Origin of the sequence: Cytobacillus sp. FSL K6-0265, assembly GCF_038003465.1 — a bacterium.
Lineage (GTDB): Bacteria > Bacillota > Bacilli > Bacillales > Cytobacillaceae > Cytobacillus > Cytobacillus stercorigallinarum.
Genome location: NZ_JBBOPE010000001.1, coordinates 1,866,837 through 1,890,547 on the forward strand (window position 1 = coordinate 1,866,837; position 23,711 = coordinate 1,890,547).

20 protein-coding genes are annotated in these 23,711 nt (G+C 36.6%); all 20 read left to right on the forward strand.

Annotated elements, in window-relative coordinates; translation table 11 throughout:
- The first annotated feature begins 1 nt into the window (after position 1).
- The gene (locus tag MHH73_RS09635) at positions 2-1,087 is read left to right on the forward strand and encodes a protein-glutamate methylesterase/protein-glutamine glutaminase (RefSeq protein WP_318245453.1); all 1,086 of its coding nucleotides are present in this window, start codon (positions 2-4) and stop codon (positions 1,085-1,087) included.
- Between the two features lie 15 nt (positions 1,088-1,102).
- Positions 1,103-3,106, forward strand: coding sequence for a chemotaxis protein CheA (locus MHH73_RS09640; protein ID WP_191812193.1), 2,004 nt, complete (start codon positions 1,103-1,105; stop codon positions 3,104-3,106).
- A 21-nt stretch (positions 3,107-3,127) separates the two neighbouring features.
- Positions 3,128-3,580 (forward strand): chemotaxis protein CheW, encoded by a 453-nt coding sequence (locus MHH73_RS09645; protein WP_191812191.1) that lies wholly within the window; start codon positions 3,128-3,130, stop codon positions 3,578-3,580.
- The gene (locus MHH73_RS09650) at positions 3,580-4,221 is read left to right on the forward strand and encodes a chemotaxis protein CheC (protein WP_191812189.1); all 642 of its coding nucleotides are present in this window, start codon (positions 3,580-3,582) and stop codon (positions 4,219-4,221) included. Before MHH73_RS09645 ends, MHH73_RS09650 begins: the two co-directional genes overlap by 1 nt.
- Positions 4,221-4,715: a chemotaxis protein CheD gene (locus tag MHH73_RS09655; RefSeq protein ID WP_191812187.1), complete on the forward strand. Its 495-nt coding sequence runs from the start codon at positions 4,221-4,223 to the stop codon at positions 4,713-4,715. The genes MHH73_RS09650 and MHH73_RS09655 overlap by 1 nt, the downstream gene beginning before the upstream one ends.
- A 59-nt stretch (positions 4,716-4,774) precedes the next feature.
- The gene (locus MHH73_RS09660; protein ID WP_191812185.1) at positions 4,775-5,527 is read left to right on the forward strand and encodes a FliA/WhiG family RNA polymerase sigma factor; all 753 of its coding nucleotides are present in this window, start codon (positions 4,775-4,777) and stop codon (positions 5,525-5,527) included.
- Positions 5,528-5,551: 24 nt separating this feature from the next.
- Positions 5,552-6,889: a DUF342 domain-containing protein gene (locus tag MHH73_RS09665; protein ID WP_191812183.1), complete on the forward strand. Its 1,338-nt coding sequence runs from the start codon at positions 5,552-5,554 to the stop codon at positions 6,887-6,889.
- A gap of 43 nt (positions 6,890-6,932) precedes the next feature.
- On the forward strand, positions 6,933-7,433 hold the full coding sequence (locus tag MHH73_RS09670; RefSeq protein WP_191812181.1) for a DUF6115 domain-containing protein: 501 nt from the start codon (positions 6,933-6,935) through the stop codon (positions 7,431-7,433).
- 154 nt (positions 7,434-7,587) lie between these two features.
- Positions 7,588-8,289, forward strand: a complete 702-nt coding sequence (gene rpsB / locus MHH73_RS09675) for a 30S ribosomal protein S2 (protein WP_095369504.1) — start codon at positions 7,588-7,590, stop codon at positions 8,287-8,289.
- Between the two features lie 202 nt (positions 8,290-8,491).
- Entirely contained in the window at positions 8,492-9,373 is an 882-nt protein-coding gene (gene tsf, locus MHH73_RS09680; protein WP_191812180.1) for a translation elongation factor Ts, read from the forward strand.
- A 140-nt stretch (positions 9,374-9,513) separates the two neighbouring features.
- Positions 9,514-10,239: a UMP kinase gene (gene pyrH, locus MHH73_RS09685; RefSeq protein WP_095369502.1), complete on the forward strand. Its 726-nt coding sequence runs from the start codon at positions 9,514-9,516 to the stop codon at positions 10,237-10,239.
- Complete coding sequence (gene frr, locus MHH73_RS09690) at positions 10,240-10,797, forward strand: ribosome recycling factor (RefSeq protein WP_191812178.1); 558 nt, start codon at positions 10,240-10,242, stop codon at positions 10,795-10,797.
- Between the two features lie 464 nt (positions 10,798-11,261).
- A complete protein-coding gene (locus MHH73_RS09695; RefSeq protein ID WP_191812175.1) occupies positions 11,262-12,038 on the forward strand; it encodes an isoprenyl transferase in 777 nt (258 codons plus the stop codon).
- A 17-nt stretch (positions 12,039-12,055) separates the two neighbouring features.
- Complete coding sequence (locus MHH73_RS09700; RefSeq protein WP_191812173.1) at positions 12,056-12,856, forward strand: phosphatidate cytidylyltransferase; 801 nt, start codon at positions 12,056-12,058, stop codon at positions 12,854-12,856.
- A 109-nt stretch (positions 12,857-12,965) separates the two neighbouring features.
- Positions 12,966-14,111 carry a 1-deoxy-D-xylulose-5-phosphate reductoisomerase gene (gene dxr / locus MHH73_RS09705; protein ID WP_191812170.1) on the forward strand — a complete coding sequence of 382 codons (1,146 nt, stop codon included), beginning with the start codon at positions 12,966-12,968 and terminating at the stop codon, positions 14,109-14,111.
- Between the two features lie 34 nt (positions 14,112-14,145).
- The gene (gene rseP, locus MHH73_RS09710) at positions 14,146-15,408 is read left to right on the forward strand and encodes an RIP metalloprotease RseP (protein ID WP_191812168.1); all 1,263 of its coding nucleotides are present in this window, start codon (positions 14,146-14,148) and stop codon (positions 15,406-15,408) included.
- 92 nt (positions 15,409-15,500) lie between these two features.
- Positions 15,501-17,195, forward strand: coding sequence for a proline--tRNA ligase (locus MHH73_RS09715; protein ID WP_191812165.1), 1,695 nt, complete (start codon positions 15,501-15,503; stop codon positions 17,193-17,195).
- A gap of 319 nt (positions 17,196-17,514) precedes the next feature.
- On the forward strand, positions 17,515-21,834 hold the full coding sequence (locus MHH73_RS09720; protein ID WP_191812163.1) for a PolC-type DNA polymerase III: 4,320 nt from the start codon (positions 17,515-17,517) through the stop codon (positions 21,832-21,834).
- A gap of 235 nt (positions 21,835-22,069) precedes the next feature.
- Entirely contained in the window at positions 22,070-22,537 is a 468-nt protein-coding gene (gene rimP / locus MHH73_RS09725) for a ribosome maturation factor RimP (protein ID WP_191812161.1), read from the forward strand.
- A 48-nt stretch (positions 22,538-22,585) separates the two neighbouring features.
- Complete coding sequence (nusA, locus tag MHH73_RS09730; protein WP_191812158.1) at positions 22,586-23,710, forward strand: transcription termination factor NusA; 1,125 nt, start codon at positions 22,586-22,588, stop codon at positions 23,708-23,710.
- The last annotated feature ends 1 nt before the right edge of the window (position 23,711 follow it).

The following is a 23,711-nucleotide window of genomic DNA, read 5'->3' on the forward strand; positions in this document are numbered from 1 at the left end:
TGTGAGTAAGGATAAGATTAAGGTAGTTGTCATTGATGACTCAGCATTTATGAGAAAACTAATTACTGATTTTTTATCTGGAGATCCACTAATAGAAGTAATAGGTGTGGCGAGGAATGGTGAAGAGGGCGTCCGTGAAGTGATTCAAAAACAGCCAGATGTCGTGACTTTAGATATTGAAATGCCTATTATGAACGGACTTGAGGCGTTGCAAAAAATAATGGCCAATAAACCTCTACCAGTTATCATGTTATCTAGTGCTGCAAAAGTAAGTACAGATCATACGATTTTAGCATTTAAATATGGTGCATTTGATTTTATAGAAAAGCCATCAGGTCCGATTTCATTGGATTTATATAAAATCAAGCATGATTTAATAGAAAAAGTGAAAATAGCACGACAAACAAATATGAAATCGTTAATTAGTCCTATAAATAAACCTCGCAAAACCATAAAAACATCCGAAAATTATAGTAATATAGAACTAGAAAGTGAGTATTTTGTATCAAGTGAGAAGAAACCTTTACTCGTTACAATTGCCGCATCAACAGGAGGGCCAAGAGCCATTCAATCTATTTTACAAAGTTTTCCACAAGATATAAATGCAACAATACTCATTGTCCAACATATGCCTCCGTTTTTCACCCAATCTTTAGCAAACCGTTTGAATCAAATGACTCATATTACGGTGAAAGAAGTAGAAGATGGGGAAAGGTTGGAGAGAGGTGTTGCTTATATTGCAAAAGGCGGCTTTCATTTTACTATAAATCAAAAAGGCAGTTTTCTTTTCGCTCATTTAATACCACCGGAGAAAAAAGTGGGGCATTGTCCGTCTGCTGATGTGCTATTTGCTTCATTTAGTGAATTGCAGGGCTATAGACAATTAGCTGTCGTATTGACTGGAATGGGCGTAGATGGAAAAAAGGGAGCACAAAAGTTAAAAGAGAAAACGAAAACAACAATTATTGCCGAATCGAAAGAAACAGCCATCGTTTACGGAATGCCAAAAGCGATCGTTGATAATGGATTAGCTGATGAAGTGGTAGAGTTACAAAATGTCTCATCTACAATCTTGAAGTATGTTTAATGGAGGTGTCTTTAGATGGAAATGAACCAATATTTAGATCTTTTTATTGAAGAAAGTAAAGAACATTTACAAAACTGTAATGATTTGCTTCTTAAATTAGAGCAAAGTCCAGAGGATTTATTCATTGTTAATGAGATTTTTCGCTCTGCTCATACTTTAAAAGGCATGTCAGCTACAATGGAGTTTAATGATCTAGCCCAATTAACTCACCAAATGGAGAATGTGTTAGATCTTATTCGGAATGAGAAATTAGCTGTTTCTTCACAAGTACTTGATGTATTATTTTTAGCAGCTGATTATTTAGAAGAAATGGTAGAATCTATTGCCAATGGTGGGAATGGACAATTGAATGTAGAGACTGTTGTGAAACAATTGCAAAGCTTGGATAGCAACCAACCGCTTGAAATTGGAAATGCACCGGAAACTGTGCAAGTTGGAAAGCTGACCTATGATGATTATGAGTGGACGGTATTAAGTCAATCAAAAGATACCGATTATCAGCCCTTTGAAGTGACGGTGCAATTACATAAAGATTGTTTATTAAAAGCGGTTCGAGTATTTATGGTTTTTGAAACATTAGAGAAAAATGGGGAAATCATTAAATCGCACCCACAAGCAACTGCTCTTGAAGAGGAACAATTTGACTTTGAGTTTACAGTAACCATTCTCTCCTCTAACACAAAAGAAGAGATTGAAATAGAGCTGTTGAAGATATCTGAAATTGACGCGGTTGAAATCATAGCGATAGATTTGTCTCAAGCGAGTGAAGAAGTGGCTGTAGCTGTAGAAGAAACCTCGTTGCCTACAAAAAAAGAGGTTGAAGTAACGCAGCAACAGACTTCATCATTCAAACAGCAAAGCAAACATGGCACGAAAACAATAAGAGTAAACATTGAACGCTTAGATATCTTGATGAATTTATTTGAGGAATTAGTGATTGATAGAGGACGCTTACTACAAATTTCGCAAGATTTAGACCATCAAGGGTTACAAGAAACGGTTGAACATATGTCTCGTATTTCCGGTGATTTGCAAAATATCATTCTCAATATGAGGATGGTTCCAATTGATACCGTCTTTAATCGTTTCCCCAAAATGGTTAGGCAACTAGCAAAGGATTTGCATAAATCTGTTAACTTAGAGATTATTGGTGCCCAAACAGAATTAGATCGAACCGTCATTGATGAGATTGGTGATCCACTCGTTCATTTGATTAGAAATGCAATGGATCATGGAATTGAAAAGCCGGAGGAGCGTTTAGCGAAAGGTAAGCCACAACAAGGAACAATTATCTTGAAAGCTTATCATAGCGGAAATCATATATTCATAGAGATAACGGATGATGGAGCGGGAATAAATAAGGATAATGTGTGTCGAAAAGCCATTGCTAAAGGGATCATTAAAGAAGAAGAGATTGCTTCTATGGAAGATCAAGAAATTTATCAGCTTATTTTTTCATCAGGTTTTTCTACAGCTAAGGAAATTTCCGATGTTTCGGGCAGAGGTGTCGGTTTAGATGTTGTTAAAAGTATAATTGAATCATTAGGCGGATATGTGACGATTCAGTCTAATGAAGGCTACGGCTCAACTTTCTCCATTCAATTACCCTTAACCCTTTCGATTATTTCCGCTATGTTAGTAGAAGTAGAAAATGAAAAATATGCTATTCCTTTATCGTCAATTATTGAAACAGCCATTATAAAAAAAGCTGACATTATGAAAACACATAATCAGCAAGTAATCGACTTTAGAGGTAAAGTTGTTCCGCTCGTTTCCTTACAATCTATCTTTGAAGTGAACGATGTAAGTGAAGAAATACCAGAGACGCTTTCAGTAGTTATCGTTCGAAAAGGAGACAAGCTTGCTGCATTAATCGTGAGTTCTTTTATCGGACAACAAGAGATTGTCCTAAAATCATTAGGTGATTATTTAACGAATGTTTTTGCTATATCGGGTGCGACAATATTAGGGGATGGACAAGTAGCGTTAATTATTGATTGCAATGAGTTGATAAAATAATAGGAAGATGGTGATTGGACTGTGGAAAATAAACAACATACTGTTCAATTAATTGTATTTCAGCTTGGTGATAAAGAATATGGGGTACCTGTTGCTGATGTACTCTCAATAGAAAAAATAGAACATATTACGAGAGTGCCAGGTACAGAAAAATATATTAAAGGGGTCATTAATCTGCGTGGCGTTATACTGCCAATTGTCGATTTGCGTACGAGATTTAATTTACCCGAACACCCATATTCCCAACATACTCGAATTATTATTACGAAAAAAGGTGAAAAGGAAGTGGGGCTAATTGTTGATACAGCGAATGATGTGATAGATGTTGCCACATCACAATTAGAGCCCCCGCCTGAAGTGGTGGGAACAGAGTCGTTTGATTATATAAAAGCTGTCGCCAAAATGAATCAACAAATTCTTATTTTGATTGACTTAGCTAAAGTATTAAATATAGAGGAGAATGTAGAAATTTAATGGCGCATTCTTATTCTATTAATGAACGACACCATCTCCCAAAATTTATAGATATGTTAAAAGAAGTAGCAAATATTGGTGCAGGTAATGCAGCAACAGCCCTTTCTTTTTTGTTGGATAAAAAAGTAAATATGCATGTTCCCTCGGTTCATATATATAGCTATCAAGAGGTAGTCGAAGCAAACGGTAATGACGAGAACGTAACGGTTGGGGGCCTATCGCAAGTCTCAGGCTCTCTTTCAAGCCAACTATTATTATTAATGTCTCATCAAAATGTAGAACGGTGGATAGCAGATTTGCTACAAAGTCAAAATGAAAAGTTTAGTAGTCTATACGATCACATGGAACAATCTGCATTAGCAGAATTAATGAATATGTTAACAGGCGCTTACGCTTCAGCACTTGGTGATTTTTTTGGAGAACCTCTTTTTTGTTCGCTTCCTGCTATTAGTATCGATATGTCAGCTGCACTAATCAGTGATGCGTGTATTACACAATCATACGATTTTGACGAGTTATTAGTTATGCAAACGAGTATGGAGATTGTTGAAGAATCGAAACAAGAGCTTTGTCGCTTATTGATCTTTCTCGATAATCACTCGTTATCTGAAATCTTAAAGAGATGTGACGGACAAATATAATGAATACAAGTGAAGTCGTGAAAGTTGGGATAGCTGACTATCATATTGTTCAGGCACCTCAGTTAATCCGGACGTCAGGTTTAGGTTCTTGCGTAGGTGTCGTACTTTATGATCAAAAAAAGAAAATAGCAGGTTTGGTTCATATTATGCTCCCTGACTCATCCTTAGCAAAATCACAGGTATTTAACCCCGCCAAGTTTGCTGATTCAGGTATTAAGCATTTGTACGATGAATTAATTAAAAGTGGAGCGCATCGTATTTCCATCATGGCTAAGTTTGCAGGTGGGGCTCATATGTTTAAATTTTCATCTGGCCAAGATGTGATCCGTATTGGCGAAAGAAACATTGCCACTACAGAACGAATACTAAAAAGCTTGCAAGTTGAAGTGACAGGTAAAGATGTAGGCGGTCATTGCGGACGAACGATTGAGTTCAACCCAGAGAATGGCAAGATGATGGTTAAGACGGTTAATCAAGGAGTCACATATATATAAATATTTGTTAGAGGAGGTGAGTATCTGGTTTAAATCATGTATTTAGCCAGATTCAATCAATGCTACAAGTTTCAGAAGAAAAAGCTTGGGATGAATGGGTATGTTCACGAAATCAGGATGCGGGTAATTTTCTCGTTAAAAGATATATGCCACTAGTGAGTTATCATGTACAGAGAATTGCAGCGGGTCTCCCTAAAAACGTGTCAAGGGATGAATTGAAAAGTTTAGGCATGATGGGTTTATTTGATGCACTAGAAAAATACGATCCCAATCGAGACCTTAAATTTGATACGTATGCATCCTTCAGAGTAAGAGGCGCCATCTTAGATGGGCTAAGAAAAGAAGATTGGCTTTCTAGAAGCTCGCGAGAAAGAACAAAAAAAGTGGAAGCGGCGATTGAAAGACTAGAACAGGCCTATATGCGTAATGTCACAGTTGAAGAAATTGCTCTTGAAGTGCAATTATCAACAAAGGAAGTATATGCTACTTTAAATGAACAATACATAGCCAACTTATTATCTATTGATGAAAAACCGAGTGACTATGACTACGATGATTATTCATTTGTTCTTCAAGATGAAAGAGCGATATTACCAGAAAAGCAGCTTGTGAAAAATGAAATAATTGAAGAATTAACGTCCCAAATTAAGCAATTAAACGAAAAGGAACAATTAGTGGTTAGTTTATTTTATAAAGAAGAACTGACATTAACAGAAATTGGGGAAGTTATGCAGCTTTCTACATCTAGAATTTCACAAATTCATTCAAAGGCAATTCAAAAGTTAAAGAAAACATTAGAAAAAATCGTCTAATGTTCTTTGAAGGAGGGTTTTTCTATGGTAAGAGGGCAAATCATTACTGTATCACCTGATAGGTTAACTGCTATGTTGCACCTAAAGGCAAGTGAGATACAAAATGATGATATTAAAAAAGTAATAGAAAATAGTATTCTTAAGGCGAATATTACATATGGACTTGACCATGCACTAATCGCGAAAATCGTCGAAGACCCTCAAGCCTACACTTACCCAATCGAAATTGCAAAGGGCGAGAAACCAATCGCTGGAAGAGATGCTTATTTAGTAAAGGAAAAGTTAAATTTGCATAGTGAGAAGCGAGAGAAGCTTACTGACATCCATCGGCATATGCTGACAGTAACAAACGGTGAGGTGGTCGCAACCATTTTTCCAGCTACACCTGGGACGGACGGAATCGATGTACATGGACGCAGAGTGAACAGTATGGATGGGAGAGAATTACATATCACCCCAGGGGAAAATGTCATTTTTCATCATGGACAATATTATTCTTTAATTAATGGTGAAGTCTTACTGTCAAAAGACACCTTATCTGTTTTGCCGATACAAGTAATAGATGGTGATTATCATCCTGGAAAAGGGATCATAAAATTTGATGGCCATGTGGTTGTAAAAGGGAATGTCTTAACAGGGAGCCATATTGCCGCAACAGGTAATATAAGAGTAGAAGGAACTGTTGAAAACGCCAAATTAGAGGCACAAGGCTATATTTATATTGAAGGTGGAGTCTTGGGGAATCAATATGGTAAAATTCAGGCTCAAGGCAGTATTAGAGCCACTTTTTTAAATCAAGCTGCGGTAGAATCGGCAAGTAATATTTATATAGAGCGTTCTATCCTTCATAGTGTAGTAGTTGCCAAGGAACATATTTTTGCAAATAATGCATCTGTCATCGGGGGGCATTTATCAACATATGGTGAATTGATTGTCAAAGATATTGGCAATCACCATTATACATATACTGAAATTGAATTAAAAGAAGAGGATCATTCACTACAAGAAAAGCTAGGAGAAATCTCGACCAAACTTGCTGAATTAAATATCGTCAAACAAAAGTTAGTCTCAATTGAGTATAAATTGCAGGAGGATCAGCAGGGACATCCGTTGGCAGTAAAGCATAAAAAGACTAAGAAACATATCGACCAAGAAATTTTAAATCTGACGAAAAAGAAACAAGAGATAGAAAGCCACCACTCCTTACAAAAGAAAAAGCTAGCTATCAAAATTCTTGGAGATCTTTACCCACAAACGAAGATAAAAAAAGGAAAGTACGCCAAGTTATTTAAAAAGCCGAATGCGCATGTGACCATTCATTTTAATCAATCAGAATTTGTAGTATCACCTATCGAAAATTAAAAAGCAGAGAGTCACTTATAGTTTATAAAAAAGGGGATAAATAATGATTGTTTTCTTCCTTATCATAAGTCTTATATTGAATATACTCGCAATAACTGCGATTCTTCTCCTTTATTTACGGCAAAACCGTTTTGTTTCTTTAGAAAAAGAACAAAAAAATAATATAGAACAAATGGATCAATTATTAGCGATATACCTAACGGAAATGCGTGAAGAGAATGAAGCCTTTTTAAAGCAAATCCAACAAAGAAATACATTATCTCCGGTAAATAACGAATCTAACCTACAAACGGAGGCAAATCCACAAGAGTTGAATAAACGCTATCCAGCAACAACAGCTAAAAAGAAGGCTGCATCTATTTATCAAGCTAATCAAGCCAATAAGGATACTCCTATTGATCATCAAAGAGAAGAAAATGAAGCGACTACCCATTCTTCTATTCAGGAGCTTTATCATCAAGGGAACTCCGTTGAAGAAATTGCAAAATACATGAATAAAGGAAAAAAGGAAGTAGAACTTTTATTGAAATTTTCTATGGAATGATGATAAGTCTTGCTTACTTACTGGAGTTATGCTATATTATAAAACGGTGTTAATACACACGCTTATTGATTTAACTAGTTGGTGCTGTCAATACAGTTTCTAGTTAAAGATGATATGAGCGGAGGAAAATAAAAACCATTAGGAGGAAACATCCATGTCAGTAATTTCTATGAAGCAATTGCTTGAAGCTGGTGTACATTTCGGACACCAAACTCGCCGTTGGAACCCAAAAATGAAAAAATACATTTTCACTGAGCGTAACGGCATCTACATTATCGACCTTCAAAAAACAGTTAAGAAGGTAGAAGAAGCTTATAATTTCGTTAAAGAACTAGCTGGTGAAGGCGGAACAGTTCTTTTCGTTGGTACTAAAAAACAAGCGCAAGATTCTGTTAAAGAAGAAGCGATTCGTTCTGGTATGTACTATGTAAACCAACGTTGGTTAGGTGGTACATTAACAAACTTTGAAACAATCCAAAAGCGTATTGCACGTCTTAAAGATATCGAAAGAATGTCTGAAGATGGCACTTTTGAAGTACTTCCTAAAAAAGAAGTTGTTCAATTAAGAAAAGAGCAAGAACGTTTAGAAAAATTCTTAGGCGGAATCAAAGATATGAAAGCTCTTCCTGATGCTTTATTCATCATTGATCCTCGTAAAGAGCGCATTGCAGTTGCAGAAGCGCATAAATTAAACATTCCAATCGTTGGTATTGTTGATACGAACTGTGATCCAGATGAAATCGATGTAGTAATCCCTGCAAATGACGATGCAATTCGTGCCGTTAAACTTTTAACTGGTAAAATGGCGGATGCAATTTTAGAAGCTAAACAAGGTGAAGAAGTAACGACTGCATAATTGCTATGAAATGCGTTATTTTGAAAAGGTGATAATAGGGAGCACCCTTTATCACCTTTTTTTAAAAAGAATGACGTATTTATTACCTGCAAATGCAAAGAGAACGATTGGCACACGCAATAGTTGGAAAAGATAATGTAATAAAAAAACATGCTGAATGTTCGTTTACGACATTTACATATTCAATAAGGAGGATTCCATAATGGCAATTACTGCACAAATGGTAAAAGAATTACGTGAAAAAACAGGTGCTGGAATGATGGATTGTAAAAAAGCACTTCAAGAAGTAGACGGAGATATGGAAAAAGCAATTGACTTTCTTCGTGAAAAAGGTATTGCAAAAGCTGCGAAGAAAGGCGATCGTATCGCTGCTGAAGGTTTAACTTCTATTAAAGTAGAAGGAAATGAAGCAGTTATTCTTGAAGTAAATGCTGAAACAGACTTCGTTGCTAAAAACGAAGGTTTCCAAACACTTGTTAAAGAATTAGGAGAGCACTTGTTAAGTGCAAAACCTGCGTCACTTGAAGAAGCTCTTCAAGGGTCTATGACAAATGGTAACACAGTTGAATCTCATATCAATACAGCTATTTCAAAAATTGGTGAGAAACTATCATTACGTCGTTTTGAAATTAAAACAAAAACAGATAACGATGCTTTTGGCGCATACCTACACATGGGTGGCCGCATTGGTGTACTTACAGTTCTTGAAGGTACAACTGATGAAGAAGCAGCAAAAGACGTATCTATGCACATTGCAGCTTTAAATCCTAAATATATCTCTCGTGATGAAGTTTCACAAGAAGAAGTTGAACATGAGCGTCAAGTTCTTACTCAACAAGCACTTAACGAAGGTAAACCAGAAAAAATCGTTGAGAAAATGGTTGAAGGTCGCTTAGGTAAATACTTCGAAGAAGTTTGTGTAAACGATCAATCATTTGTTAAAAACCCAGATGAAAAAGTTGGTAAATTTGTTGCTTCTAAAGGCGGTAAAATTAGCGAATTCGTACGTTACGAAGTAGGAGAAGGTATCGAAAAACGCGAAGATAATTTTGCAGAAGAAGTAATGAGCCAAGTGAAAAAATAATAAATAATCTACACATAGTAGATGAATTTTGTAGGGAACACTGTGTGTTCCCTGTTTGTTAGAATAAATGTAATTTGAAATTTTAAGCAAAAGCTTTTCTTCATAAAAACTATTGCTTACTATTCATTATGGAGGTTCTTATGAGCGACCCTAAGTATAAAAGAGTTGTTTTAAAATTAAGTGGTGAAGCATTAGCTGGAGAACAAGGTTTCGGCATTAATCCATCGGTAATTAAATCAGTCGCGCAGCAAGTGAAAGACTTAGCTGAGCTAGATGTTGAAGTAGCTGTCGTTGTTGGTGGCGGCAATATTTGGCGTGGTAAGATTGGTGAAGAGATGGGCATGGAACGTGCTAATGCAGATTATATGGGAATGCTTGCAACGGTAATGAACTCCTTAGCGCTTCAAGATAGTTTAGAACAACTTGGAATTGAAACAAGAGTCCAAACATCAATTGAAATGAGACAAGTTGCTGAGCCATATATCCGTAGAAAAGCCATTCGTCACTTGGAAAAGAAAAGGGTCGTTATTTTCGCTGCAGGCACAGGAAACCCTTATTTCTCAACAGATACAACAGCAGCATTAAGGGCAGCTGAAATTGATGCTGAAGTGATCTTAATGGCAAAAAATAATGTTGACGGTGTATACTCTGCTGATCCACGAATCGATAAAAATGCAAAGAAATACGATGAACTATCCTATTTAGACGTTATTAAAGAAGGATTAGCCGTAATGGATTCAACTGCATCATCACTTTGCATGGATAATAATATTCCACTGATTGTCTTTTCTATTATGGAAAAAGGAAATATCAATCGAGCTGTATTAGGCGAGCCAATCGGTACAATCGTAAGGGGGAAAAACTAAATGCCAAAAAATATCATAGCTAATGTAAAAGAACGTATGACAAAAGCAACACAATCTTACTCACGCGAATTAGCCGGTATTCGAGCTGGGAAAGCTAATTCTTCTATATTAGATAGAATAACAGTAGATTACTATGGTGCACCAACACCTATTAACCAATTAGCTGGTGTATCTGTACCAGAAGCACGTTTATTAGTCATTCAACCCTATGATAAATCTGTATTAGGTGACATTGAAAAGGCAATCTTGAAATCAGATTTAGGACTTACTCCAACAAGCGATGGAAACTTGATTCGTTTATCTATTCCACAACTAACTGAGGAGCGCCGTAAGGAACTTGTAAAAGTTGTGAAAAAGGAAGCGGAAGAAGCAAAAGTAGGCATCCGTAATATTAGAAGAGACGGTAATGATGATCTAAAAAAACTAGAAAAAAATGGTGAAATCACTGAAGATGATCAACGTGGTTATTCAGATGATATTCAAAAAGCAACAGATGAGTTTATCAAGAAAATTGATGAATTAACAAAAGATAAAGAAAAAGAAATTTTAGAAGTATAATCTTATTTACCTTATATAAGACATACTTTTTCGATTGTAGGCGAAGCCCTCTATGATAAATAGGGGGCTTTTTCTATAATGGACCGATTCTTACATTTCGTATTTTTGAATAAAGTGAAAAGAACAGTAGCGTAGAAGAATATTGAACTCTTATCTTAACTGGTAGAATTTGTTGGCAGATAAAACAAAACGGCCATCTATGAAATCGATCTTATATTTTCTAATTAATATCTTAAAAAAATATCTTATTGCATCGTTTTGTGGTAATCTTTAAAATGAGGAGCACAATTGTAGGAAAGTTATTGATGTGCTTACTTATTCTGCCTATAATGAATATATCTGAAATGGCAAAAGCGTCACTCGTTTAATCATCGAAGTAGTATGAACGGAAAAGGGTGCTTATCCATTAAATATATTGTATTTCTTATTTAATGGTAAATCAGCCTATTAAAAGGAGTATTCAAATGTTCGATAAAATGAAACTTTGGAAAAATAATAATGACTCAATAGAGCTTCAAGAAAGAATAGATAATATTAAAGCACAACCAATTCCAGAGCATGTAGCCATCATTATGGATGGTAATGGTCGCTGGGCTAAAAAAAGAACGTTGCCACGTGTTGCAGGTCATCATGAAGGGGCAAAAGTCGTTAGAAAGATTACTCGATTCGCCAATGAACTCGGCGTTAAAACGTTAACATTATACGCCTTCTCTACTGAGAATTGGAAGAGGCCAAAAATGGAAGTCGATTTTCTTATGAAGCTGCCATCCGAATTTCTGCAAACGTTTTTACCTGAATTAATAGAAGAGAATGTTCAAGTGAAAATGATTGGCAATAAATCTATTTTACCATCAGCGACATTAAAAGCGATTGACGAAGCGATTCAGTCGACTGCTCATAATGATGGGTTAGTGTTAAATTTTGCTATGAATTATGGGAGTCGAGCTGAAATTATTGAGGCAGTTAAAAACGTCTTAATCGATGCACAAAGTGGTATAATAGATGAAGAAAAGCTAACAGAAGAAGTTTTTTCATCGTACTTAATGACAAGTGAGTTGAACGATCCAGACCTACTTATACGAACAAGTGGGGAAATTCGATTAAGTAATTTTATGTTATGGCAACTGGCTTATGCTGAATTCTGGTTTACAGATGTTTTATGGCCAGACTTTGGAGAAGAACATTTTGTTGAAGCAGTTGAAGTATTCCAAAAGCGTCAAAGGCGCTTTGGAGGAGTTTAATAAAGGTGTTGAAATGAATGAAAGAAAGAGTAATCACAGCAATCATTTTTGGAGCAGTTCTTTTGCCACTAGTATTTATTGGTGGGTGGCCATTGATGCTCCTTGCCTATTTTTTTGCAACAGTAGGTCTATATGAATTATTAAGAATGAAAGGGTTTAATCTATTTTCCCTTCCAGGACTCATATCTACATTTATATTATGGATGATAATGATTCCTTCAGAATTTTCTTTTGCTTGGATGATACAAGCAGGGCTTGGAAAGTCAGATATATTAATACTTGGTGTACTTCTTTTGCTTACATATACAGTATTAACTAAGAATCGTTTTACATATGATGATATGGCCTTTATGCTCATTTCTACTATCTATATAGGTTTTGGTTTTCATTACTTTTTAGAAACAAGGGCAATGGAGAATGGTCTAATATGGATCTTTTTTAGCCTCTTCATTATTTGGGCTTCTGATTCAGGTGCGTATTTTTTTGGAAAGGCATTTGGCAAAAGAAAGCTATGGCCAGATATTAGTCCTAATAAAACAATAGAGGGTAGTATTGGCGGCGTGATTTCGTCTGTTGTCGTAGCTTGTCTATTTTTAATTTTTACTGATATTAGTGAACCAGCTGTTCTCATCATTCTTATGACATGTTTATTAGCAGTTTTTGGACAAGTAGGCGATTTGGCAGAATCAGCTTTCAAAAGACATTACGGAGTAAAAGATTCAGGTAGAATATTACCTGGTCATGGTGGGATACTTGATCGTTTCGATAGCCTGTTATTCGTATGGCCATTGATGTATATTATCTTATCTATCATGTAAGCAAAGAGACGATTCTATATAGGCGCTGTTTTAGGCGAAGAAGAGTGTATATACATCATGTAATAGCTTGGTAGAAGCCTTCCGCTTTTCTTAATAGGAGATGATAGTAATGAAAAAGATTAGTTTAATGGGTGCATCAGGTTCTATTGGTACACAAACGTTAGATATCATTAGACAGCATCCTGATGAATTTCAGTTAGTGGCTTTTTCAGTAGGTAACAATATTAACTTTGCCCGTCAAGTAATCAATGAATTTCATCCAGAGCTTGTTTCTGTCTTAGAAAAAAGTTCAATGGAGATGCTTAAAGCTGAGTTTCCACGCATATCATTTACATATGGACAACTCGGTTTAACTGAAGTGGCAGTGTATAACAAAGCAAATATATTAGTAAATGCTGTTTTAGGACGTGTGGGGCTAGAACCAACATTACAAGCAATTGAAGAAAGAAAGACGATTGCTATTGCAAATAAGGAAACATTAGTAACAGCAGGGCATTTAGTCATGGAATCAGCGAAAAGCCATGGTGTGGATCTATTGCCTGTTGATAGCGAGCATTCAGCGATTTTTCAAGCCTTACAAGGTGAGAAAGCAAAAAATATTGACAGATTGATTTTAACCGCTTCTGGTGGATCTTTTCGTGATTATAGTAGAGGGGATTTAGAAGCAGTAACAGTGGAACAAGCATTAAATCATCCCAACTGGTCAATGGGTGCAAAAATCACAATTGATTCAGCAACTATGATGAATAAAGGCTTAGAAGTAATCGAAGCACATTGGTTATTCTCATTACCATACGATAAGATTGATTGTCTCCTTCATAACGAGAGCATCATTCATTCAATGGTTGAATTCCATGATAGTAGTGTGATCGCTCAATTAGGCACACCGGATATGAGGGTTCCTATCCAATACGCGCTTTCTTACCCGGACCGTTTACCTTTAAAGAATAAGCGATTAAATCTAGCCGAGATTGGTCAGCTACATTTTAAAGAAATGGACTATGATCGCTTCCGTTGTTTAGCGCTTGCTTATCAGGCAGGAAAAGAAGGTGGATCGATGCCTGCAGTTTTAAATGCAGCTAATGAAGCAGCGGTTGCAGCATTTTTAGAAGGGAAAATAAGCTTTTTAAAGATTGAGGAGTTAATTGAACAAGCTTTAAATAGACATTCCTGTGTAAAAGCACCGACATTATCGGACATACAAGAAGTAGATGAGGAAACAAGAGCCTATATCTATTCGCTTTTATCAAGCTGATTCGTTTTTGATTCAGAAAAAAGGTGGTTAAAAATTGAGTACAGTAATAGCCTTTATTATCATTTTTGGGGCATTAGTATTTTTCCATGAACTTGGACATTTAATCTTTGCGAAGCGAGCAGGTATCCTATGTCGTGAGTTCGCGATTGGTATGGGACCGAAAGTTTTTTCATTTACAAAAAATGATACACTTTACACGATCCGATTGTTACCGATAGGTGGCTATGTCCGCATGGCTGGTGAAGATGTTGAAATGGTTGAATTGAAAGCAGGCTACCGAGTAGGATTAGTTTTCAACGACCAAAATGAAGTTCAGAAGATTATTTTGAATAACAAAGATAAATATCCGGATGCAAGGATTCTCGAAGTCGAACATGCTGATATTGAACATGAATTAATATTAAAAGGGTATGTTGAAGGTGAAGAAGAAAAATTAGAAACGTTTAAAGTGAATCGACGAGCAGTATTGGTGGAAGATGGAACAGAAACGCTTATTGCTCCTTATGATCGTCAATTTTCTTCCAAAACTTTAGGGCAACGAACAATGGCCATTTTCGCTGGACCGATGATGAACTTTGTATTGGCTTTTGTTATTTTTGTCATCATCGCTATATTACAGGGGATGCCATCAAATGCGCCGATGCTAGGAGAATTAACAAAAGATGGTGCAGCGATTGAAGCTGGATTCAAAGAAGGTGACATTGTTCATTCAGTCGATGGTGCAGAAATTTCAAGTTGGCAAGATGTTGTAGAGATCATTCAGAAAAACCCTAATAATGAGCTTGAATTTCAAATTGATCGCGATGGAGAAGAAATGACAATTCCGGTCACACCTAAATCGCAAGAAATAGAAGATGGTCCGACAATCGGTGTGATCGGTGTATATAGTCCGATGGAAAAAAATCCATTAAAATCAGTAGTATATGGTGCGGAAGAGACCGTATTGTGGACAAAAGAAATTTTTGTTATTTTAGGAAAGTTAATCTCCGGGGAATTTACGATTGATGCCCTTTCAGGTCCTGTTGGTATCTATGTTTCAGTTGACACAGTTGCTCAATCAGGTATATTTTATTTAATGAAGTGGGCAGGTGTCTTAAGCATCAATTTAGGTATTATGAATCTATTGCCTATTCCTGCTCTCGATGGTGGAAGATTAATGTTCTTTGCTATTGAAGGGGTTAGAGGAAAACCGATAGATAAACAAAAAGAAGGTCTGGTTCACTTTGTTGGCTTTGCGTTATTAATGCTGCTAATGTTAGTTGTTACATGGAATGACATTCAGCGATTCTTTTTATAAGAAGATGAAACCTGAGGCTCAGAGATCCGTTTTAACTAAATGGTTTCTGAGCCTTGATAATGAAAATAAATAATAGAGGTGTATAGATAAAGATGAAACAAAGTCAGGTATTAATTCCAACTTTAAGGGAAAACCCTGCTGATGCAGAAATTAAAAGTCATCAACTTTTATTAAGAGCAGGATTTATTCGTCAAAATGCTAGTGGTATTTATAGTTATTTACCAATGGCAAGAAAAGTGTTACAAAATATTGAAACGATTATTAGAGAAGAGCTTGAAGCCATTAATGCAGTAGAGATGCTTATGCCTGCACTTCAGCAAGCAGAGTTGTGGCAGGAGTCTGGTCGCTGGTATACATATGGTTCAGAATTAATGAGAATGAAAGACCGTCATGAGCGTGAATTTGCTCTTGGACCCACACATGAAGAGGTTGTGACGAGTCTTGTGCGTGATGAAGTGAAATCATATAAAAGGTTACCTCTTGCTCTGTATCAAATTCAAACGAAATTTCGTGATGAAAAGCGTCCACGTTTTGGTGTGCTAAGAGGTCGAGAATTTATTATGAAAGACGGTTACTCCTTCCATTCAAGCCAAGAAAGTTTAGATGAGATGTACGACCATTTTTATCAAGCTTATTCCAATATTTTTTCTCGCGCAGGTTTGAATTTTAGAGCTGTTATTGCGGATTCTGGAGCAATGGGTGGTAAAGATACTCATGAATTTATGGTGCTATCTGAAATCGGAGAAGATACGATTGCATACTCTGATACATCTCAATATGCAGCAAATATTGAAATGGCGCAGGTAGTTTCAACATATGAAAAATCGAATGAAGAGTTAAGAGAACTTGAAAAAGTTAGTACGACGAATCAAAAAAGCATTGCTGAAATTGTGGATTATTTAAATGTCTCAGCAGAAAAATGCATAAAATCATTACTATTTAAAGTTGATGAAGATTATGTATTACTACTTGTTCGTGGTGATCATGAAGTCAATGATATTAAAGTAAAGAATCTACTTGCTGCGAATGATGTGGAATTGGCTGATGCCGAGGAGACAAAATCAGTTATTGGCTGTGAAATTGGTTCCATTGGTCCGATTGGTGCAAATGTACGGATAATTGCCGATCATGCCGTCCGTGCAATTGTTAATGGTGTCTGCGGTGCAAATGAAGCGGGCTACCACTATGTTAATGTAAATGTAGACCGCGACTTTACAGTAGAACAATATGCAGATGTTCGCTTTATCCAAGAAGGAGACCCATCACCTGATGGAGAAGGAAATATTCTTTTTGCAAAAGGAATTGAAGTTGGTCATATATTTAAGCTTGGCACGAGATACAGTGAAGCAATGGATGCGACTATTCTCGATGAAAATGGCCGTTCACAACCAATGATTATGGGATGTTATGGCATCGGGGTTTCTCGTGTAATGGCAGCTATTGCTGAACAACATAGTGATGAAAATGGCCTTGTTTGGCCGAAAAATATTGCACCATATCAACTTCACCTTGTTTCATTAAATATGAAAAAAGAAGACCAAGTGCAATTAAGTGAAAGAGTATACGGTACTTTGAAAGATTTAGGGTATCGTATTTTATGGGATGATCGCGCTGAACGAGCTGGTGTGAAATTTGCTGATAGTGATTTAATCGGTTTACCTTTACGAATTACAGTTGGTAAAAAGGCAAATGAAGGCATCGTTGAAGTGAAATTAAGAAGTACAGGCGAGCAATTTGAAGTATCGGTGGAAGAATTACCACAATTTATTCATCGTCAGTTAGCATAACAACTAACATTCCTATATTAAAAATGATCCGACCCCATTAGTCGTCCAATGTTAAAGGTGAGAAAGGGGGCGGTTTTTTTATTTATCTCGTTAAAACTAATTGATTGTCTATGAATAAAATCTCCGTACGAATGACCCTCTACATAATACTAAATGATCTTTTGAAATTTAAAAGTTCCATTTCTCGGGGGAATAAGTGCATTACCACAAAATAGTTGACAATTACCGTAATTTTTACTTTATCAGATCTAGTATTTAATTATGATATAATAGGGACCGATTGAAAAAAATAGAACGTTTATGAAAGGGGAGGGCTGAAATGAGCGATATAAAAGGAAATAAAGAACGTTTTCAGCTCCTGTTACAACAATTAGAATTAACAGAAGATGCTTTTGTTCATTATTTTGAACAAGCTGAAATCATGAAAGTATATATTCAAAAAAAGGAAAAAAGATGGCATTTTTCCTTTAATTTAGAACAAATCTTACCGGCAGCTGTTCTTCAAAGATTTGCAGCTCAATTGCACCATAAGTTTTCTCATATTGCACGAACCTCTTTTTCTATTACCGTAACGAATCAACAATATGATGAGAGCTTAATTCAAGATTATTGGACATTTTGTATGAAAGAAATTGAAGGCATCTCACCACCGATGCTTAAGCTTCTTCATGAGCAAGTGCCGAAAATGAAAGGAAATAAGTTAATCGTTACCGTGAGTAATGATATGGAAAGTCAGTCCATTAAAAATAAGTATGTACCACTTATTCTTGATAGCTTTCAATCATTTGGTTTTCCACCATTTCAAATTGAAACAGAATTGTCAACAGACGAAAGCAATGAAGCATATGAGCGGTTCTTAGAAGCAAAAAGAAAAGAAGATCAAGAACGCGGCATGCAAGCAGCGATTGAAATGGAGAAGAAAGCATTAGAACAAGAATCAGATACACCGATACCACAAGGACCATTGACGGTCGGCCTAACAATTAAAGATGATGCGGACTTCCGCAAACTAATTGATATCGTTGATGAAGAGAGAAGAATAGCAATAGAAGGTTACGTCTTTCATGCGGAAACGAAAGAACTTAGAAGTGGTCGGACATTATTAACTTTCAAAATTACTGATTATACAAGCTCGATACTTGTAAAAATGTTTTCCCGAGATAAAGAAGATGCTGCACTCTTTCAAATGGTACAAAAAGGCATGTGGCTGAAAGTTCGCGGTAGTATTCAAAATGATACATTTGTTAGAGACTTAGTGATGATTGGTAATGATTTGAATGAAATCAAACCAATTGAGAGAAAAGACACAGCAAAGGAAGATGAAAAGCGAGTTGAACTTCATCTTCATACACCAATGAGCCAAATGGATGCCGTTAGTTCGGTTAGTGCGCTTGTTGCACAAGCGAAGAAGTGGGGACACAAGGCAATTGCGATTACCGACCATGCTGTGGCTCAATCGTTTCCGGAAGCTTTTAATGCCGGTAAGAAAAATGGTATTAAAATCCTTTACGGTGTTGAAGCGAATTTAATCGATGATGGTGTACCAATTGCTTATAATGATGCTCATCGACGAGTAGCTGAAGATACGTATGTTGTATTTGACGTAGAGACGACTGGGTTATCTGCCGTTTATGACACCATTATAGAGCTTGCAGCGGTGAAAATTCATGACGGCGAGATTATTGATCGTTTTGAATCTTTTGCTAATCCCCATCATCCATTGTCTGCTACGACTATTAATTTAACGGGCATAACGGATGATTTAGTAGAGAATGCGCCGGAAGTAGCTGACGTTTTAAAAGATTTTTACGAATGGACAGGCGATAGTGTGCTTGTGGCACATAACGCTTCATTTGATATGGGCTTTTTAAATGTAGGTTATAAGAAAATAGGCCTTGGAAAAGCAACGAACCCTGTTGTAGATACACTTGAATTAGCGCGTTTTTTACACCCAGAAATGAAAAACCATCGCCTCAATACACTGGCTAAGAAGTTTGATGTTGAACTAACCCAACATCACCGGGCGATTTACGATGCAGAAGCGACAGGTTATATTTTAATAAAAATGCTCAAAGATGCGATGTCTAAAGGTATTGAATACCATGATCAATTTAATGATAATATGGGTAAAGGAAATGCTTACCAAAGGGCAAGACCGTCCCATTGTACATTAATAGCGCAAACGAGTGAAGGGTTGAAGAATCTCTTTAAATTAGTCTCGATTGCTCATATTAATTATTTTTATCGTGTGCCACGTATTCCTCGTTCTGTATTGCAGAAATATAGAGAAGGTATTATTGTTGGTTCTGGATGTGACAAAGGTGAAGTTTTTGAAGGGATGATGCAAAAATCTCCTGATGAAGTGGAAGAGATAGCTGCGTTTTATGATTATCTAGAGGTTCACCCTAAAGAGGTCTATGCTCATTTATTAGAATTAGAGTTAGTTCGCGATGAAAAGGCGCTCGAAGAAATCATTTCAAACGTTGTGCAATTAGGTGAAAAATTAAATATCCCAGTTGTGGCCACAGGGAATGTTCATTACTTAAATCCGAATGATAAGATTTATCGTAAAATCTTAGTGAATTCTCAAGGTGGGGCAAATCCGCTCAATCGTCATGAACTGCCTGATGTGCATTTTCGCACGACCAATGAAATGCTTGAATGCTTTTCATTTTTAGGAAAAGAAACAGCAAAAAAAATCGTAGTAGATAATACGAATAAAATTGCTGAAATGATTGATGAAATTAAACCAATAAAAGATGATCTCTATACGCCAAAAATAGAAGGCGCAGACGAAGAAATGCGCGAAATGAGCTATAGTATGGCAAGAAGTATTTACGGTGAACAACTTCCAAAAATCGTAGAAGCTCGTTTGGAGAAAGAATTAAAAAGTATTATCGGACATGGATTTGCTGTTATTTACTTGATTTCTCATAAACTTGTTAAAAAGTCGTTAAATGACGGCTACTTAGTAGGATCAAGGGGTTCGGTAGGCTCCTCATTTGTTGCGACAATGACGGAAATAACAGAAGTTAATCCGCTGCCACCTCATTACGTCTGCCCAGATTGTAAGCACTCTGAGTTTTTTGATGATGGTTCAGTTGGTTCAGGTTTTGATTTACCTGATAAGGATTGTCCAAAATGTTCTCAGCATTATCGAAAAGATGGCCATGATATTCCTTTTGAAACTTTCTTAGGGTTTAAAGGCGATAAAGTACCCGATATTGACCTGAACTTTTCCGGAGAATATCAGCCAAAAGCCCATAACTATACAAAAGTTCTTTTTGGTGAAGAATATGTGTATCGGGCAGGTACGATCGGTACTGTGGCAGATAAAACGGCCTTCGGTTATGTCAAAGCGTACCAAAATGATAACAACCTCCAAATTCGAGGTGCAGAAATTGATCGTTTAGCTTCTGGTTGTACCGGTGTAAAACGAACAACTGGACAACATCCTGGTGGCATCATTGTTGTTCCTGATTATATGGATATTTATGATTTTTCACCTATCCAGTTCCCGGCTGATGACCGTAATTCAGAATGGAAAACAACTCATTTTGACTTCCATTCGATTCATGATAATGTGTTGAAGCTAGATATACTTGGTCATGATGATCCGACTGTTATTAGGATGTTGCAAGATTTAAGTGGGATTGATCCGAAGACCATTCCAACCGATGATCCAGAAGTGATGAAGATTTTTAGTGGAACGGAATCGTTAGGCGTCACAGAAGAGCAAATTATGAGTAAAACGGGTACATTTGGTATCCCGGAGTTTGGCACAAGGTTTGTTCGGCAAATGCTAGAAGACACGAAACCAACTACATTTTCTGAGCTTGTTCAGATTTCAGGTCTTTCACATGGAACGGACGTATGGCTCGGCAATGCACAAGAGTTAATTCATAACAATACTTGCACGTTAAGTGAAGTTATTGGATGCCGTGATGATATTATGGTGTATTTAATTTATCAAGGCTTAGAACCTGCCTTCGCTTTTAAAATCATGGAATCTGTCCGAAAAGGAAAAGGGCTGACAGAAGAGATGGAAGCGGAAATGAGGAAGAATGAAGTACCTGAGTGGTATATTGACTCTTGCTTAAAGATTAAATATATGTTCCCTAAAGCCCATGCGGCTGCCTATGTCTTAATGGCGGTACGTATTGCCTACTTTAAAGTTCATCATGCACTTTTATATTATGCAGCTTATTTTACCGTTCGGGCAGAAGATTTTGATATAGATGCGATGGTGAAAGGCTCACAGGCAATTCGGGCGAAAATTGAAGAAATCAATGCGAAGGGACTAGACGCTTCTACAAAAGAAAAGAACTTACTGACTGTAATGGAGTTAGCACTTGAAATGAATGAAAGAGGATATAGCTTCCAAAAAGTTGATTTGTATAAATCTAGTGCAAGTGACTTTATTATTGAAGGTAATACACTGATACCGCCGTTCAACTCTATACCAGGATTAGGGACGAATGCGGCACTGAATATCGTAAAAGCAAGGGAAGAAGGAGACTTCCTATCGAAGGAAGATCTCCAGCAAAGAGGTAAAGTATCTAAAACAATTATCGAGTACTTAAATAATCATGGTTGTTTAGAAGATTTACCAGACCAAAATCAGTTAAGTTTGTTCTAAGTCGCTTTTACAGCTATTCCATTTGCATAAAAATTATGGTTATGGTATAGTTTTATTGGAAATACTAACGGATATCTTCGCAAACAAGAGTGGGGCAACCCACTCTTTCGTCTTGTTTTTAACCAAAATTTTCATCGGTTACTAAGATGATCCGGTATATCTTGATTAGCAGCAACTCTTGTGTTTGCTGCTACATTTATAATGAATAGGCATCTTGCTAGAAGGAGGGATAAAGATGAGTAAAGTGACTGAAGAAGTTGAACAATTAGTCACTCCTATTTTGAGCGATCTTCAGTTGGAATTAGTTGAGATCGAATATGTGAAGGAAGGGAAAGACTGGTTTCTTCGTGTCTTTATTGATAAAGAGACAGGCGTTGATATAGAAGAGTGTGGTTTAGTTAGTGAACGCTTAAGTGAGAAATTAGATGAAATTGACCCAATTCCTTATAACTATTTCCTTGAGGTCTCTTCACCAGGAGCGGAACGCCCTCTAAAAAAAGAACAAGATTTCATGAAAGCGATTGGTAAAAACGTATTTATAAAAACATATGAACCAATCGATGGAGAGAAAACATTTGAAGGTGTACTTACAGACTTCGATGGCCATATCGTAAAAGTTGAAATGAAAATTAAAACGAGAAAGAAAACGGTAGAATTACCGTATGAAAAAATCGCAAAAGCTCGCTTAGCTATTGTCTTCTAATAAAGCAATTGGCGTAACGCAACTTATTTAAAGGGGGATATGAATCACATGAGCAGTGAATTATTAGATGCTCTTATTTTGCTTGAAAAGGAAAAAGGAATTTCGCGAGATGTAATCATTGATGCAATGGAAGCCGCGTTAGTGTCTGCTTATCGTAGAAACTTTAATCAAGCACAAAATGTCCGTATTGATTTAAATTTAGGTAGTGGCACAATGAAAGTATTTGCCCGCAAAGAAGTCGTTGATGAAGTGTTTGATCCAAGATTAGAGATTTCTATCGAGGATGCACGCAAGATTAATCCTAACTATACGGTTGAAGATATTGTAGAAATGGAAGTAACGCCAAAAGATTTTGGTAGAATTGCAGCACAAACAGCCAAACAAGTCGTTACTCAACGTGTTCGTGAAGCAGAAAGAGGCATTATCTATTCTGAATTCATTGATCGAGAAGAAGATATCATGACAGGCATTGTCCAAAGACAAGATGCAAAATTTATATATGTTAGTCTTGGTAAAATTGAAGCGATTTTACCTGTAAGTGAACAGATGCCAAGTGAGCAGTATCGCCCGCATGATCGAATTAAAGTGTTTATTACAAAAGTCGAAAAAACAACAAAAGGTCCACAAATTTATGTTTCTAGAACACATCCAGGACTATTAAAGCGTCTTTTTGAAATTGAAGTACCAGAAATTTATGACGGTACTGTTGAATTAAAATCAGTTGCGCGTGAAGCCGGAGATCGCTCAAAAATCTCTGTACATTCTGATAATCCAGAGGTAGATCCAGTTGGTTCATGTGTTGGACCTAAAGGAACTCGTGTGCAAGCCGTTGTAAACGAGTTGAAAGGTGAAAAAATTGACATTGTTAAATGGTCTAGTGATCCAGTTGTTTTTGTAGCCAATGCATTAAGTCCATCTAAAGTACTAGATGTTGTAGTTAATGAAGAGGACAAAGCGACAACGGTTGTTGTACCAGATTATCAATTATCGCTAGCTATTGGGAAACGTGGACAAAATGCAAGACTTGCGGCGAAGCTTACTGGTTGGAAAATTGATATTAAATCAGAGACAGAAGCAAGAGAAGCCGGCACATACCCAAGAGATGAAGCACTTTTAAGCTATCATCAAGATGACGAAGATGAAGATTTTACATTCCCTGAAGATAAGGAATAAG